Source organism: Haloactinopolyspora sp., from assembly GCF_027324685.1.
Classification (GTDB): domain Bacteria; phylum Actinomycetota; class Actinomycetes; order Jiangellales; family Jiangellaceae; genus Haloactinopolyspora.
Genome location: NZ_DAHVSH010000037.1, coordinates 1 through 13,573, shown reverse-complemented (window position 1 = coordinate 13,573; position 13,573 = coordinate 1). Strand labels below are relative to the sequence as shown.

General features: G+C 69.3%; 16 protein-coding genes. 7 read left to right on the top strand and 9 right to left on the bottom strand.

All coding sequences use genetic code 11. The features are described 5' to 3' along the window. Positions 1-36 precede the first annotated feature (36 nt). The 3 genes from M6444_RS05055 to acs all read left to right on the top strand — a co-directional run bounded on the left by M6444_RS05055 (position 37) and on the right by acs (position 4,159). Entirely contained in the window at positions 37-390 is a 354-nt protein-coding gene (locus M6444_RS05055) for a DUF485 domain-containing protein (protein WP_298323763.1), read from the top strand. After that, positions 387-1,997 carry a cation acetate symporter gene (locus M6444_RS05050; protein WP_298323762.1) on the top strand — a complete coding sequence of 537 codons (1,611 nt, stop codon included), beginning with the start codon at positions 387-389 and terminating at the stop codon, positions 1,995-1,997. The genes M6444_RS05055 and M6444_RS05050 overlap by 4 nt, the downstream gene beginning before the upstream one ends. Before the next feature lie 200 nt (positions 1,998-2,197). Then, a complete protein-coding gene (gene acs / locus M6444_RS05045; RefSeq protein WP_298323760.1) occupies positions 2,198-4,159 on the top strand; it encodes an acetate--CoA ligase in 1,962 nt (653 codons plus the stop codon). 37 nt (positions 4,160-4,196) lie between these two features. Here the strand turns inward: acs and M6444_RS05040 are convergent, their stop codons facing one another. Next, positions 4,197-5,162, bottom strand: a complete 966-nt coding sequence (locus M6444_RS05040; protein ID WP_298323758.1) for a WYL domain-containing protein — start codon at positions 5,160-5,162, stop codon at positions 4,197-4,199. A 65-nt stretch (positions 5,163-5,227) separates the two neighbouring features. On the opposite strand from M6444_RS05040, the gene M6444_RS05035 reads away from it, so the two are divergent. From M6444_RS05035 to M6444_RS05025, 3 genes are all read left to right on the top strand, one after another. After that, on the top strand, positions 5,228-5,698 hold the full coding sequence (locus M6444_RS05035; protein WP_298323756.1) for a pyridoxamine 5'-phosphate oxidase family protein: 471 nt from the start codon (positions 5,228-5,230) through the stop codon (positions 5,696-5,698). 108 nt (positions 5,699-5,806) lie between these two features. Further along, complete coding sequence (locus tag M6444_RS05030; protein WP_298323754.1) at positions 5,807-6,226, top strand: phage holin family protein; 420 nt, start codon at positions 5,807-5,809, stop codon at positions 6,224-6,226. Beyond that, positions 6,223-7,143: an alpha/beta hydrolase gene (locus tag M6444_RS05025; RefSeq protein ID WP_298323752.1), complete on the top strand. Its 921-nt coding sequence runs from the start codon at positions 6,223-6,225 to the stop codon at positions 7,141-7,143. The genes M6444_RS05030 and M6444_RS05025 overlap by 4 nt, the downstream gene beginning before the upstream one ends. 10 nt (positions 7,144-7,153) lie before the next feature. On the opposite strand, the gene M6444_RS05020 is transcribed toward M6444_RS05025, so the two are convergent. Genes M6444_RS05020 through nth form a run of 3 tightly spaced genes read right to left on the bottom strand, consistent with a single transcriptional unit; the run spans position 7,154 to position 9,722 of the window. Then, positions 7,154-8,347: a MarP family serine protease gene (locus M6444_RS05020; protein WP_298323751.1), complete on the bottom strand. Its 1,194-nt coding sequence runs from the start codon at positions 8,345-8,347 to the stop codon at positions 7,154-7,156. Next, positions 8,344-9,021, bottom strand: a complete 678-nt coding sequence (locus tag M6444_RS05015) for a CoA pyrophosphatase (RefSeq protein ID WP_298323750.1) — start codon at positions 9,019-9,021, stop codon at positions 8,344-8,346. Before M6444_RS05015 ends, M6444_RS05020 begins: the two co-directional genes overlap by 4 nt. After that, positions 9,018-9,722, bottom strand: coding sequence for an endonuclease III (nth, locus tag M6444_RS05010; protein WP_298323806.1), 705 nt, complete (start codon positions 9,720-9,722; stop codon positions 9,018-9,020). The genes M6444_RS05015 and nth overlap by 4 nt, the downstream gene beginning before the upstream one ends. Before the next feature lie 189 nt (positions 9,723-9,911). On the opposite strand from nth, the gene M6444_RS05005 reads away from it, so the two are divergent. Then, positions 9,912-10,589, top strand: coding sequence for a Crp/Fnr family transcriptional regulator (locus M6444_RS05005; RefSeq protein ID WP_298323749.1), 678 nt, complete (start codon positions 9,912-9,914; stop codon positions 10,587-10,589). On the opposite strand, the gene M6444_RS05000 is transcribed toward M6444_RS05005, so the two are convergent. The 5 genes from M6444_RS05000 to M6444_RS04980 are packed head-to-tail and all read right to left on the bottom strand — an operon-like array spanning position 10,549 to position 13,301. Next, positions 10,549-11,340, bottom strand: coding sequence for an MBL fold metallo-hydrolase (locus M6444_RS05000; protein ID WP_298323748.1), 792 nt, complete (start codon positions 11,338-11,340; stop codon positions 10,549-10,551). The two genes, M6444_RS05005 and M6444_RS05000, sit on opposite strands and share 41 nt — an antisense overlap. Next, positions 11,337-12,077 (bottom strand): NUDIX domain-containing protein, encoded by a 741-nt coding sequence (locus M6444_RS04995; protein WP_298323746.1) that lies wholly within the window; start codon positions 12,075-12,077, stop codon positions 11,337-11,339. Before M6444_RS04995 ends, M6444_RS05000 begins: the two co-directional genes overlap by 4 nt. Beyond that, positions 12,074-12,541: a RidA family protein gene (locus M6444_RS04990; protein ID WP_298323744.1), complete on the bottom strand. Its 468-nt coding sequence runs from the start codon at positions 12,539-12,541 to the stop codon at positions 12,074-12,076. Before M6444_RS04990 ends, M6444_RS04995 begins: the two co-directional genes overlap by 4 nt. Positions 12,542-12,577: 36 nt before the next feature. Then, positions 12,578-12,736 (bottom strand): DUF4177 domain-containing protein, encoded by a 159-nt coding sequence (locus M6444_RS04985; RefSeq protein ID WP_298323742.1) that lies wholly within the window; start codon positions 12,734-12,736, stop codon positions 12,578-12,580. A 49-nt stretch (positions 12,737-12,785) separates the two neighbouring features. Continuing rightward, on the bottom strand, positions 12,786-13,301 hold the full coding sequence (locus M6444_RS04980) for an Lrp/AsnC family transcriptional regulator (RefSeq protein ID WP_298323740.1): 516 nt from the start codon (positions 13,299-13,301) through the stop codon (positions 12,786-12,788). Positions 13,302-13,573 lie beyond the last annotated feature (272 nt).

Sequence of the window (13,573 nt, the reverse complement as noted above, 5' to 3'; positions counted from 1 at the left end):
GTGTGAGCCGGACCACACTGACGAGGAGGTTGAAGCGTGGCGCACCTCGACGATCCGCCGCCGGAACGATCAAGCCCCACCGCTGAGGACTACGAAGCCGCCTGGGCCAGCCCGGAATTCATCGAGCTGCGACGCCGCGTCCGCTCGTTCGCGTTCCCGATGACGGTGGCCTTCATGGCCTGGTACTTCCTCTACGTCCTGCTGTCCACCTACGCCGTGGGCTTCATGTCCACCCGCATCGCCGGCAACATCAACATCGGACTCGTCCTCGGGCTCGGGCAATTCGCCTCGACGTTCCTCATCACGTGGCTCTACATCCGCCACGCCGACAGGAAACTCGACCCGATCGCCACCGAACTCCGGAACGGCCTGGAGGCGGTGCAACGATGACCGACATCGGCAACCCCGCCGTCAACATCACGATCTTCGCCGTCTTCGTCATCGCGACCCTGTTCATCGTGCTGCGCGTGTCGAAGACCAACAAGACCGCCGCGGACTACTACGCGGGTGGACGCGCGTTCACCGGGCAACAGAACGGCCTGGCCATCTCCGGCGACTACCTGTCGGCCGCGTCCTTCCTGGGCATCGCCGGTGCCGTCGCCATCTACGGCTACGACGGCTTCCTGTACTCCATCGGGTTCCTCGTCGCTTGGCTCGTGGCGCTGCTGCTGGTGGCCGAACAGCTGCGGAACACCGGCCGCTTCACCATGGCCGACGTGGTGTCGTACCGGCTGCGCCAACGTCCGGTGCGCACCGCCGCGTCGACGACGACCCTGGCCGTCTCGTTCTTCTACCTGCTCGCTCAGATGGCCGGAGCCGGCGGTCTGGTCGCGTTGCTGCTGGGCATCGACGGCCAGGGCGGCCAGCGCGTGGTCATCGGCGTCGTCGGCGCGATCATGGTGTTCTACGTCCTGGTCGGCGGGATGAAGGGCACGACGTGGGTGCAGATCATCAAGGCTGTCCTGCTGGTCGCCGGGACGGCTGTCATGACGGTCTGGGTCATGGCCAAGCACAACTTCAACCTCTCGGCCCTGATGGGCGCCGCAGTCGACCGGGCCGGCGGGCTGGAGGAGCTCCTCGAGCCGATGAACCGGTACGGCGCCAGCGGCACGTCGAAGCTCGACTTCATCTCGCTCGCCGTGGCGCTCGTGCTCGGCACCGCGGGGCTGCCGCATGTGCTGATGCGGTTCTACACCGTGCCGTCGGCCAAGGAGGCCCGGCACAGCGTCACGTGGGCGATCGCGATCATCGGCCTGTTCTACCTGTTCTCGCTGGTCCTGGGGTACGGCGCCGGCGCACTCGTCGGCTCGGAAGAGATCCTCAACGCCCCCGGCGGGGTCAATTCCGCAGCACCCCTGTTGGCCTACGAGCTCGGCGGGACCCTCCTGCTGGGCATCATCGCCGCCGTGGCGTTCGCGACGATCCTGGCCGTGGTCGCCGGCCTGACGATCACCGCGTCGGCGTCGTTCGCGCACGACATCTACGCCAACGTCATCAAGAAGGGCCAGATGCGCGCCAACGACGAGGTCCGCGTCGCCCGCATCACCGCGGTCGTGATCGGCGCCGTCGCGATCGGCGGTGGCATCGTGGCCGCGAACCAGAACATCGCGTTCCTGGTGGCACTCGCGTTCGCCGTCGCGGCCAGCGCGAACCTGCCGGTCATCCTGTACTCGCTGTTCTGGAAGCGGTTCAACACCAGCGGCGCGCTGTGGAGCATGTACGGCGGCCTGCTCACGGCGGTCACGTTGATCGTCTTCTCGCCCGCCGTATCGGGCAAGCCGGTCGACCCGGCCACCGGCCGCAGCCCGTCGATGATCCAGGGCGTCGACTTCCACTGGTACCCGCTGGACAATCCCGGCCTGGTGTCGATTCCCGCAGGATTCTTCCTCGGCTGGCTGGGCACCCGGCTGTCGAAAGAGTTCAACCAGGCCAAATACGCGGAAATGGAAGTTCGCTCACTCACCGGTGCGGGAGCCGAGAAGGAGGTTCAGCACTGACATGACTCGCCGTTCGCCGGCCGGTCGTCATGCGGACACTACGGTGTCGTACCGGGTCAGCCCGACGTCAGCGCGGCCGGGCGGACCTGAGACGATCGACCGGCGGACGGCGACCTTGCCGATCTGAAGTCGCGGTGGTGAGGTAGACGGCAGTGGTCTCGGCGCACTGACGGACACGATGACACGAGGAGCAGACGAACGTGACGAATGACGCTCTGTCCAACCTTCTGCACGAGGAGCGGCGTTTCCCGCCGTCTGAAGAGTTCGCGGCCCAGGCCAACGCCACCGCCGCGATGTACGACGACGCCAAGGCCGACCGACTGGCCTTCTGGGAGCGCCAAGCCCGCGAGTTGCTCACCTGGGACTCCGAGTGGAACCAGGTCCTGGACTGGAGCAACCCGCCGTTCGCGAAGTGGTTCGTCGACGGCAAGCTCAACGTCTCGTACAACTGCGTCGATCGCCACGTCGAAGCCGGACTCGGCGACCGCGTCGCCATCCACTGGGAGGGTGAGCCCGGCGACAGCCGCACCCTCACCTACGCCGACCTGCAGCGCGAGGTGTGCAAGGCCGCAAACGCCCTCACCGAGCTGGGCATCGGTCACGGCGACCGGGTGGCGATCTACCTGCCCATGATTCCCGAGGCGGCCATCGCGATGCTGGCCTGTGCCCGGTTGGGCGCCATCCACTCCGTCGTCTTCGGCGGCTTCTCCGCCGAAGCGCTGCGCAGCCGGATCGACGACGCCGAGGCCAAGCTCGTCATCACCGCTGACGGCGGCTACCGCCGCGGCAAGCCGGCCTCGCTCAAGCCCGCGGTCGACGAAGCCGTCGCCGCCTCGCCGAGCGTACGCAACGTGCTCGTCGTCCGGCGTACCGAGCAGGAGGTCGCCTGGAACGCCGACGTCGACCTGTGGTGGCACGACGTCGTCGGCCGCCAGCCCGACACTCACCGCCCGCAGCCGCACGATGCTGAGGACACGCTCTTCATCCTCTACACCTCCGGCACGACCGGAAAGCCCAAGGGCATCAAGCACACGTCGGGCGGTTACCTGCTGCAGTCCGCCTACACCCACCGCTACGTCTTCGACCTCAAACCCGAAAGTGACGTGTTCTGGTGCACCGCCGACATCGGCTGGGTCACCGGGCACAGCTACGTCGTGTACGGCCCGCTGGCCAACGGCGCCACGCAGGTGATGTACGAGGGCACGCCGGATCACCCTCAGCCGGGCCGCTGGTGGGACGTCGTGCAGAAGTACGGCGTCACGATCCTGTACACCGCGCCCACGGCCATCCGCACGTTCATGAAGCAGGGCGAGGAGATCCCCGGCAGCCGCGACCTCTCGTCGCTCCGGGTGCTCGGCAGCGTCGGTGAACCGATCAACCCCGAGGCGTGGATCTGGTACCGCCGCGTCATCGGTGGCGACCGCACCCCCGTCGTCGACACCTGGTGGCAGACCGAGACCGGCGCCATCATGATCAGCCCGCTGCCCGGCGTCACTTCGGCCAAGCCGGGCGCCGCGCAGACGCCCCTGCCCGGCATCGAAGCCGACGTCTTCGACGAGTCCGGTACCGCCGTCGAGAAGGGCCGCGGCGGGTACCTCGTCCTGACCGAGCCGTGGCCGGCGATGCTGCGCACCATCTGGGGTGACGACGAACGCTTCATCGACACCTACTGGTCGCGCTACGAGGGCGTGTACTTCGCCGGCGACGGCGCCAAGAAGGACGACGACGGCGACCTGTGGCTGCTCGGCCGGGTCGACGACGTCATGAACGTCTCCGGGCACCGGATCTCGACCACCGAGGTGGAATCCGCGCTGGTGTCGCACGACAAGGTCGCCGAAGCCGCGGTGGTCGGCGCCACCGACCCCACCACCGGGCAGGGCATCGTCGCGTTCGTCATCCTGCGTGCCTCCGCCGGCGAGGGCGGCCCGGACGTCATCAAGGAACTGCGTGATCACGTGGCCAAGGAGATCGGCCCGATCGCCAAGCCGCGCCAGATCATGGTCGTCCCCGAGCTGCCGAAGACCCGGTCGGGCAAGATCATGCGGCGGCTGCTGCGCGACGTCGCCGAGAACCGCGAGCTGGGCGACGTGCAGACGCTCGCCGACCCCACCGTGATGAACCTCATCAGCGAGGGCATGGCCGCCGGCTCCGGCGAGGACTGACCCACCCACCCCCACGACCATCGGCGTCGTGATCGCCTCACGCGTTGAGCGCGGCGATCGCGGCGCCGATCTCGTGCAACCTCGTCCGCAGGCTGGCCGGTTCGAGGACCTCCACGCCGGTCATCAAGGACGTGAGCTGATGGGCGGCGACGTCTTCGGCCTCGGTCCACACGGTGGTGACCCGCCAGCCGTCGTCGTCCGGTTCTTCGGCAGCAGCCCGCGCATCGGAGGCTGCTTCGACGCCCACGTAGTGATGCAGGTTGCGTAGCGCTCCGGGTGACAGGCGCACGCGACACCGGTACCGCAGCAGCGAGCGGTCGAACTCGCGCGACGACGCCGCCCACCACGCCGCCAGGTCGAAGCCGTCCGGGCGCTGCGACGGCTCGGCCCGTACCGTCACGTCGTCGATACGCCCGGCGCGATACGTGCGGATCTGCCGCCGATGCGCCGCGACGAGGTACCAGGTCCCAGCCTTCAGCACCAGGCCCAGCGGGTCGAGACGACGGCGCACCGTCCGGTCGGCCCGACGGTAGGTGACGTCGATACGGCGGTCGGACCAGACGGCCTCGGACAGCGCACCGAGCTGCTCCGGCGGAGTCGTCGGGCCGAACCAGCCCGGCGCGTCCACGTGGAACCGTTCGCGCAGCCGCCCGGCGCGGCCACGCAGTTCCGGCGGCAGGGTCGCGATGACCTTGGTCTGGGCGGCGACCAGGACGGTTCCCAGCCCCAGATCGGCGACCGCCGACGGCACACCGCCGAGGAACAGCGCCGCCGCCTCGTCACCGGTGAGCCCGTCGAGGCTGGTCCGCCACCCCTCGACCAGCCGGATACCACCGCCCGGCCCCGTCTCGGTCCAGATCGGCACACCGGCTTGCTGCAACGCCGCCACGTCGCGGTAGACGGTGCGGACCGACACCCCGAGCTCATCGGCGATGGCAGCGGCGGTGGCAGCCCGTCGCTGCTGCAACAGCAGCATCGTGGCGACCAGCCGTCCAGCTCTCATGGACATCGACACTACGCCGATTCCCTGACAGGAGATGTCAGCTATCGGCTCGCATACTCGATGGCATGACTACCTGGAGACGATTCACCGACGAAGCACCCGAGTTCGCCCGTGAGGCCAGGGCCGGGCTCGAAGCCGCCAAACACCACGTACTCGCGACGTTGCGCGCCGACGGCTCACCGCGGGTGAGCGGAACCGAGGTGGACTTCTTCGGCGACGACCTCGTCCTGGGATCGATGCTCCACGCGATGAAGGCTCGCGATCTGCAGCGCGACCCACGGTTCGCGCTGCATTCCAACCCGGGAGACGGGTCGATGACCACGCCCGACGTCAAGGTGTCCGGACGCGCCTTCGAAGCAGGCGCCGAGGACGTCGCCGCGTATGTCCGGCACGCCCCGGAGACGCCGCAACCGTTCCACCTGTTCCGCTTGGAGATCGACGACGTCGTCCTGGCCGGGCTCAACGCCCGGCGCGACGCCATGCTGATCCGGTTGTGGCGGCCGGGCCAGCCGGTCCGGACGTTCGAACGCCGTTGAGCGATTCCCGCCACGCAGGTCGTCGATCGCGACCAGCAGGGCCCCGCCGTGCTCTAGAGTCGACACCAGATCATGTGCAACAAGGCTCAGCGACGAGGGGAGTGCTGGATGGCCATCCGGGCAACCAGTGACGCCGCGGAGACAGAGGCCTCCATCGGCCAGCTCGTGGCCGCTATCAAGACCGACCTCACCGCGCTGGTGCGTGACGAGATCGAGCTTGCCAAGACCGAGATGCGCGAGGACGCGAAGTCCGTCGCGCTGGGTGGCGCGATGGCCGCCGTCGCCGGCGTGTTCGCCCTGTTCGCGTTCATCATGGGATCGTTCGCGCTGGTGTACGGCATCCGGGCCCTCGGTATCACGCTGGGCTGGTCGTTCCTCATCGTCACCGGCTTCTACCTGTTCGTGACGCTGGTCCTGCTCCTGGTGGCCAAGGGTCGGTTCGGGCGGTTGTCCAAGGCCGAGCGTACGAAGGTGACCGCTCGACAGGCTGCCGCAGCCCTCCGGCCGTCCAACTCCGACCGGACGTGACCGCCACCGCGACGCCCCGGCACACCGTCGACATCCCGGGCCCCTGGACGCATCGATCGATCTTCGCCAACGGTGCCCAGTTCCACATCGCCGAGATGGGTCGCGGCCCACTGGTGTTGATGCTGCACGGCTTTCCGGAGTTCTGGTGGGCCTGGCGGCACCAGATGCCCGCCATCGCAGCTGCCGGCCGCCGTGTGGTCGCGATGGATCTGCGCGGCTACGGCGGCAGCGACAAGACGCCCCGCGGCTACGACCCGTTCACCTTCGCCGCCGACATCACCGGGGTGATCCGGTCGCTCGGGGAGCGACACGCGGTCCTGGTGGGGCACGGATGGGGTGCCTACGGCGCGTGGACGGCCGCGGCGATGCGCCCGGCCCATGTGACGGCGTTGGTGGCGATGTCGATGCCGCATCCGCTGATCCTGCGTCATCACCTGTTGCGCGGCCGGTTCCGCCGCAGCGGTTCGCTGGCCGGCGTCCAGCTGCCGATGGTTCCGGAGCGACGCCTCATCGCCGATGACGGCGCCCTGGTGGAACGGCTGCTCCGGCGGTGGTCCGCTCCGGACTCGGCCTTCCCCGACCACGAAGCCGCTCGCCACTACCGCGGCGCCATGCAGCTGTGGCCCGCGCCGCACTGCGCCCTGGAGTACCAGCGCTGGTTGTTCCGCTCACTGTTCCGCGGTGACGGCCGTCGCTTCGCCAAGCGGGTGCAAGATCCACTGAGCCTGCCGGTACTGCAGGTCCACGGACTGCAGGACCGCAACATCTCCGCCGAGCTCGCCGCGGGGTCGGCCGAGCAGCTGGTCGGCCCCTACGAGTGGCTGGGGCTGGAGACCGCGGGCCATTTCCCCCACGAAGAGGAGCCGGAGTTGGTCACCGACGCGCTCGTCCGGTGGCTCGGCACCCTTCCGGCCTGACGTCGCCAGCTCACGTGCACTCGCCGGTGGCGACCGGCTCCGTCGCGTCCCCGGCTTCCATGGCGACCTCGGCAAATTCATCCAAGGCCAGCGCATATCCGGTGCTGGGGTCGGTCAACGAGGCGGCGAACACCACGCCGTGGACGACGCCGTCGGGCGTGACCAGCGGCCCGCCGGAGTTGCCGGACCGGATGTTGCCGCGAAGCGACAGCACGTTCCGGTTCACCGGATCGGCGTCGTAGATGTCGCGCCCGAGCAACTGTCGGGCGTCGCGGATCCGGACCCCTTCGCTGTGCAGCGGCCCGTTGTTCGGGTACCCGATGGCCACGGCGTCGGCGCCGCCTTCGAGCTCTCCGTCACCCAGCGTCAACGGCGGCAGGCTCAGCCCGGGGACACTGAGGACGGCCAGATCGGCGTCCGGGTTGAACGACACGACGCTCGCCGCGAGCGGTTCGCTGTCCGGATACGTGATCACCGGCTCGCTGACCCCGGCCACCACGTGCGCGTTGGTCATCACCCGCTCCGGCGAGACGACGAAACCGGAGCCGGTGATGATGCGGTCGCACGACTCGGCCCGGCCGGTGATCTTGATGACGCTGCCCGCGGCGGCACGGACCTCGGGGTCACGGTGCAGCAGGCTGTTCGGTGGCTCCACCGCGACGATCGGCTCTGCTTCCCACGGCGCAACCACCTGGGGAAACCCGCCGGAGTCCACGACGTCGCCGAACGCGCGCCGCACAGTCGACGGCGAGACGGGTATCGCCCGGTCGACGAGTCCGAGGATGCTTGACTCGCGCACCCCCGGCGAGGCGTACGGGACGGCGGCCGACGAGATCGCCAGCCCGCACGCCCACGCCGCCACCAGCAGGCCGGCCACGCCGAGGGCGGCACCGCCGGCCGCGTCGAAGCGCCGCGCCGGACGGGACGACACTTTCGACCGCACCCATCCGCCGGCCCACGACAACACGCCCTGCCCGATCGAGGCGACCCCCAGGATGAGCAGGATGGCCAGCACCGAGACGCCCAACCCGGGTTCGAATCCGCCCAGCACCGTGGGGACCAGCAACAGCCCGGCGAACGCACCGCCGACGAAACCGATGAACGACAACAAGCCCACGACGAAGCCGTGCGTCCAGCCGGTGTAGCCGACGACGATGGCCAAGACGATGATCAGCAAGTCCACCGCATTGAGCCCCAGGATCACATCGCACCTCGACCTTCACGACGAAAAGATCGCTCGTCATCCCGCACCGGATCGGGCAGGGCCCGGACGTCGGTGCGATCCCACGGTTCGTCAATTCCGGCAGCTTCGAACAATCGGGACAATACGCCAGCAGTGAACCCCCACACCAGCAGGTCACGCACGTGGAACGCCGGTCCCACGGCTCCGGACGGGTGTCGCACCCGCATCCGATTCGCCGGATCGAGCAATTCGGCCAGGGGAACCCGATGCACCGACGCCACCTCGGCGGCGTCGACGACACGCACCTCACTCGGCTCGCGCCACCACGCCAGAACGGGGGTGACGGAGTAGTTGGTGACGGGGATCCACATGGCCGGCAGCGTCGTGATGACGTCGACGCCGGCCGGGTCGAGTCCGGTTTCTTCCTGGCCCTCACGCAACGCAGCGCCGACCGGCCCGTCGTCGGACGGGTCGATCACGCCGCCGGGAAAGGCCGCCTGACCCGGATGGCGACGCAGACCGTGCGCCCGCTCGGTCAGCAGGACGTCTGGCCTGCCGTCGGACTCGCCGAACAACACCAGCACCGCCGACGGCCGCGCCGACCCGTCCGGCGGCGGTTCGAACCGGGACAGCTGCCCTGGCCTGATGGTGCCCGCCGCGGCGACGATGGGACGCAACCACTGCGGGCGAGTCACGCACGCGGCCCTTCGCGCACCAGTTTGGCCGCAACCTTCGGGTCGGTGGGCCCTTCGCCGTAGGCCGGGCACAACCGCGCCAGCGGGCAGGCACCACAGGCGGGGCGACGCGCATGGCACCGGCGTCGGCCGTGCCAGATGACCCGATGCGACAGCATCGTCCAGTCCTTCTTCTCGAACAGCGCCGCGACGTCGGCCTCGATCTTCACCGGGTCGGTGTGCTCGGTCCACCCCCATCGGCGGGACAGCCGGGCGAAGTGGGTGTCGACGGTGATGCCCGGGACCCCGAAGGCGTTGCCGAGCACGACGTTCGCGGTCTTGCGGCCCACGCCGGGCAGCGTGACCAGGTCGCTGAGCCGCCCTGGGACCTCGCCGCCGAACTTGTCCACGAGCGCCTGCGACAGTTTGAGGATCGAGTCGGTCTTGGCCCGGAAGAATCCCGTCGGCTGGATGAGCTTTTCGACGTCCTCGCGCTCGGCGGCGGCCAGGGCCGCGGCGTCGGGATACCGGGCGAACAGTGCCGGAGTCACCGAGTTGACCCGGACGTCGGTGGTCTGCGCCGACAGCACGGTGGCGATGAGTAGCTCGAACGGTGTGGTGAAGTCGAGCTCGCAGTGTGCGTCGGGGTACAGCTCGGCGAGTTCGCGGTTGATGCGGCGAGCACGGCGGACCAGGGCGAGACGGGATTCGGATTCGAGCATGGGCACGCCCTCACCTTATGTGCGCTCGGCGTCGGACTGGTCGAATCGCCCTGCAGCAGGGGCGAATGGTCGGTCATGATGGGCCGAAGGCACAATAGAGTGCGGTCGATGTGATGCGAAAGACATACTCGGGCCAGGTGGATCGAGTGTTCGTTCGCATCCTGGCTTGCCGGCGAGGAGGACCTGTCAGTGGTAGATGACGTGCTGCGGAGCGCACCCCTGTTCCGCGAGTTGGACGACGAGGCAGCGGCAGCGCTGCGCGCCTCGATGACCGAAGTCCAGCTCAGCCGGGGCGAAACTCTATTTCGCGAGGGTGACGAAGGCGACCGCGTCTACGTCGTCACCGAGGGCAAGATCAAGCTGGGCCGCACCGCTCCTGACGGTCGCGAGAACCTGCTCGCACTGCTCGGGCCCGGTCAGATGTTCGGGGAGCTGTCCCTGTTCGATCCCGGCCCGCGGTCGGCGACGGTCACCGCCGTCACCGACACCACGCTGTGGAGCCTGAGCCATCCGGACCTGCTGCCGTGGCTCACCGGCCGGCCCGAGGTCGCGCGCGGGCTGCTGGCCCAGCTCGCCTCGCGCCTGCGCCGCTCCAACGACACACTCGCCGACCTGGTGTTCTCCGACGTTCCGGGACGGGTCGCCAAGCAGCTGCTCGACCTGTCCACCCGGTTCGGCGTGCCCTCCGACGAGGGAGTTCGCGTCGTGCACGACCTCACGCAGGAGGAGTTGGCCCAACTGGTCGGCGCCTCGCGCGAGACGGTGAACAAGGCGCTGGCCGACTTCGTCGCTCGTGGCTGGTTGCGTCTGGAGCAGCGGTCGGTGGTCATGCTCGACGTCGAGCGGTTGCGTCGCCGCGCCCGCTGAGGTGCTCCAGGGCGGCCTGCACCGTCTGCTCGGCCGCCGGCCACAACGATCGGTCCACGTCCGCGTACACGATCTCGACCACGTCGCGCGCCGTTCGCGCGCCGGCAGCCAGCGCGGCACGCACTTCGTCGAGGCGTCTGGCCCGGTGCTCGATGTAGCCGGTGATCACCGCGGCCGCGTCGGCACGTCGGGGGCCGTGCCCAGGCAGTAGGAGGCAACCAGGTGCGGCCTGCTCGCGCAGGGTGGCCAGGGAGGCGAGATAGTCGCCGAGGTCGCCGTCCGGGTGCATCACCACAGTCGTGCCACGTCCCAGCACGGTGTCGCCGCTGAACAGCACCGCGCCGTCGTCGGCGATCACACAGATCGAGTCCCGCGTGTGCCCCGGGGTGTCGACGACGCGCAGGTCGCGCCCGGCGACGTCGAGTCGCTGCCCGTCCGGCGGCAGCGACGCACCGCCGCGGCACAACGCCGGGTCGCGGGCGACGACCGGGGCTCCGGTGAGCTCGTGGAAGCGTTGCGCGCCGCCGGAGTGATCGTCGTGATGATGCGTCAACAGCGCCATCGCCACCGGGCCCTCGGCCGCCACCGCTCTCAGGTGTTCCTCGAGCAGCGGGCCGGGATCGATGACGACGTTGCCGGCCGCGGTGCGCACGATGTACGTGTTGGTGCCCTCCAGCGTCATCGGGCCGGGGTTGTCCGCCCGGATCGCCCGGCACCACGGCGGCAGCTGCGGCTCGGCGTCGGCCCTCATCGCAGGTCTCCTGGATCGTCACCGGGGTAGTCGGGGTCCGATGGCAGCAGCACCCGCACGTGCTCGCCGTCGTCCACCCACCCCGGCTGGATGGTGTCGATCACTCGGCCCACACCGGCGGCCAAGGCCTCGGCTGCCGTCGCGAAGCCCCGGAGTTCGTCGAGGACGGCGTAGGTGGGCGGCAGCATGACCAGCTCACCGGCGCCCGCGCGCTCGATCGCCGTCGCCGGAGGCAGCCATTCGACGTGCTCGACCTCACCGGAGACGTCGGCAGCCTCCTGCCCTGGCGGAAGAGCGGCCAGGAAGAACCAGGTGTCGTAGCGGCGCTCCTCGAATCGCGGAGACACCCACCGTGCCCACGGGACCAGATCGGCCGGATCGAGCCGGACGCCGGTCTCCTCGTGGGTCTCGCGGATGGCGGCCCGGACGAACGCACGCGACGTCGCCGGATCGGTGTCGAGCCCCTCCGCCCACCCGGGAAGGTCGGCGGACTCGGAGCCTGGGTCGTGGTCACCCGGATCGACACAACCACCCGGAAAGGCGATCATGCCGCCGGCGAAGGCCATGGCGGTGTGCCGCAAGTGAACGTAGACCTCGAGCCCGCGGCGAGTGTCGCGCAGCAGCATGACGGTGGCCGCCGTCCGAGCGTGCACCGTAGGACGTGCCCCGGCTACGAACGCCCGCGCGCGGCGCGCCTGCGCCTCCGGCAGGATCCGCCCCGGCTGCACGGCGATCACCCGACCTCGACGATCATCTCCACCTCGACCGGGGCCCCGAGCGGGAGCACCGCGACGCCGACAGCGCTGCGCGCATGTTGACCGGCGTCGCCGAACACCTGCCCGAGCAGCTCGCTCGCGCCGTTGGCCACCTGCGGCTGGCCGGTGAAGTCCGGCGCGGAGGCGACGAAGGCGACCACCTTGACGACCCGGGTGACCGCGGAGAGGTCACCAACGGCCGCCCGCACCGCCGCGAGCGCATTGAGCGTGCACTGCTGCGCGCACTGCTGTGCCTGCTCGACCGTCACGTCCGCGCCGACCTTGCCGGTGTGCAGCAGCTCGCCGTCGCGCAGGGGCAACTGTCCGGAGGTGTACACGTAGGACTCCGAGCGCAGCGCCGGCACGTAGGCAGCCACCGGCTTCGCCACGTCGGGCAGAGTCAGCCCCATCTCCTCGAGTCGCCCTTCGGGCGTGCTCGCCGCCATCGTTGCCCCTTTCGTATCCAGCTACGGACGTGGTTCCTACTCAGCCTTCTGGCGTTTGAAGTAGGCGACGAGATTCTCGGGGTTCATGCCGGGGACGATCTGCACCAGCTCCCAGCCGTCCTCGCCCCAGTTGTCCAGAATCTGCTTCGTCGCGTGCACCAGGACCGGTGCCGTAGCGTATTCCCACTTGGCCATGGTCGCGAGCCTACGCCGGACGACGATCGACGATCACCCCACCCGGCCATCACACCCAGCGTGAGCCTTGGCCGTGATGTTCGTCGAACACCAGCCAGGTGCGGGTGCTCTGGACGCCAGGCACGTCTTGGATGTGCTCGAGCACCACGTGGCGCAGCTCGGCGTTGTTGGGGGCTCGGACCAGCGCCAGGACGTCGAAGTCGCCGCCGACCAACGCGAAGTGCTCGATGTACGGCAACGATTCCAGCGCCGCGGCGACCTCGCGCCAGGTGTTCTGCTGGATCGACAACAGGACGTACGCGCTCGTCGACAGGCCGGCCCGTTCGGGGTCGACGTGAGCGCCGAAGCCGGTGATGACGCCGTCGGCGAGCAGCCGGTCGACCCGCGCGTATGCGTTGGCCCGCGACACATGCACCTGCTCGGCGAGGCTGCGGATGGACATGCGGCCGTTGACGGTCAGTTCGGCCAGGATGCGGCGGTCGACATGGTCGAGAGCGCGGGGAGACGAATGGCCGGTCTGCCACCTGTGACGCGCCTCACGTCGAGACGTTTGGTCTTCATCCACCGTTGCCACCAGCCGCCTGTCACCAGTTCGTCGCCGTTGTAGAGATGACCATCTTAATCAGCGCACTATTTGTGGAAAGAGCTACAGAGCGTCCGACTTCTGTCGGTTCCCGCCTCGCGGCCGAAGGGTGAGTGAGCCATGACCACGCAGGCCGAACATCGGGTGCCGTCCGTCGACCCTCCGCCGCGGCCGTCATCACCCGAATCGCTGCTGCCGTCGGCCGAGCCGATCCGCTTCCTCGCCGACGACGGCACGGCTGTTCCGGCCGAGCA

What these genes read in the sequence shown, in the direction of transcription:
- M6444_RS05050 (WP_298323762.1), top strand. Translation starts at nt 387, where the DNA reads ATGACCGACATCGGCAACCCCGCCGTCAACATCACGATCTTCGCCGTC.
- nth (WP_298323806.1), bottom strand. Translation starts at nt 9,722, where the DNA reads ATGCTCGAATCCGAATCCCGTCTCGCCCTGGTCCGCCGTGCTCGCCGC.
- M6444_RS05030 (WP_298323754.1), top strand. Translation starts at nt 5,807, where the DNA reads ATGGCCATCCGGGCAACCAGTGACGCCGCGGAGACAGAGGCCTCCATC.
- M6444_RS05040 (WP_298323758.1), bottom strand. Translation starts at nt 5,162, where the DNA reads ATGAGAGCTGGACGGCTGGTCGCCACGATGCTGCTGTTGCAGCAGCGA.
- M6444_RS04990 (WP_298323744.1), bottom strand. Translation starts at nt 12,541, where the DNA reads ATGGCGGCGAGCACGCCCGAAGGGCGACTCGAGGAGATGGGGCTGACT.
- M6444_RS04985 (WP_298323742.1), bottom strand. Translation starts at nt 12,736, where the DNA reads ATGGCCAAGTGGGAATACGCTACGGCACCGGTCCTGGTGCACGCGACG.
- M6444_RS05000 (WP_298323748.1), bottom strand. Translation starts at nt 11,340, where the DNA reads ATGAGGGCCGACGCCGAGCCGCAGCTGCCGCCGTGGTGCCGGGCGATC.
- M6444_RS05035 (WP_298323756.1), top strand. Translation starts at nt 5,228, where the DNA reads ATGACTACCTGGAGACGATTCACCGACGAAGCACCCGAGTTCGCCCGT.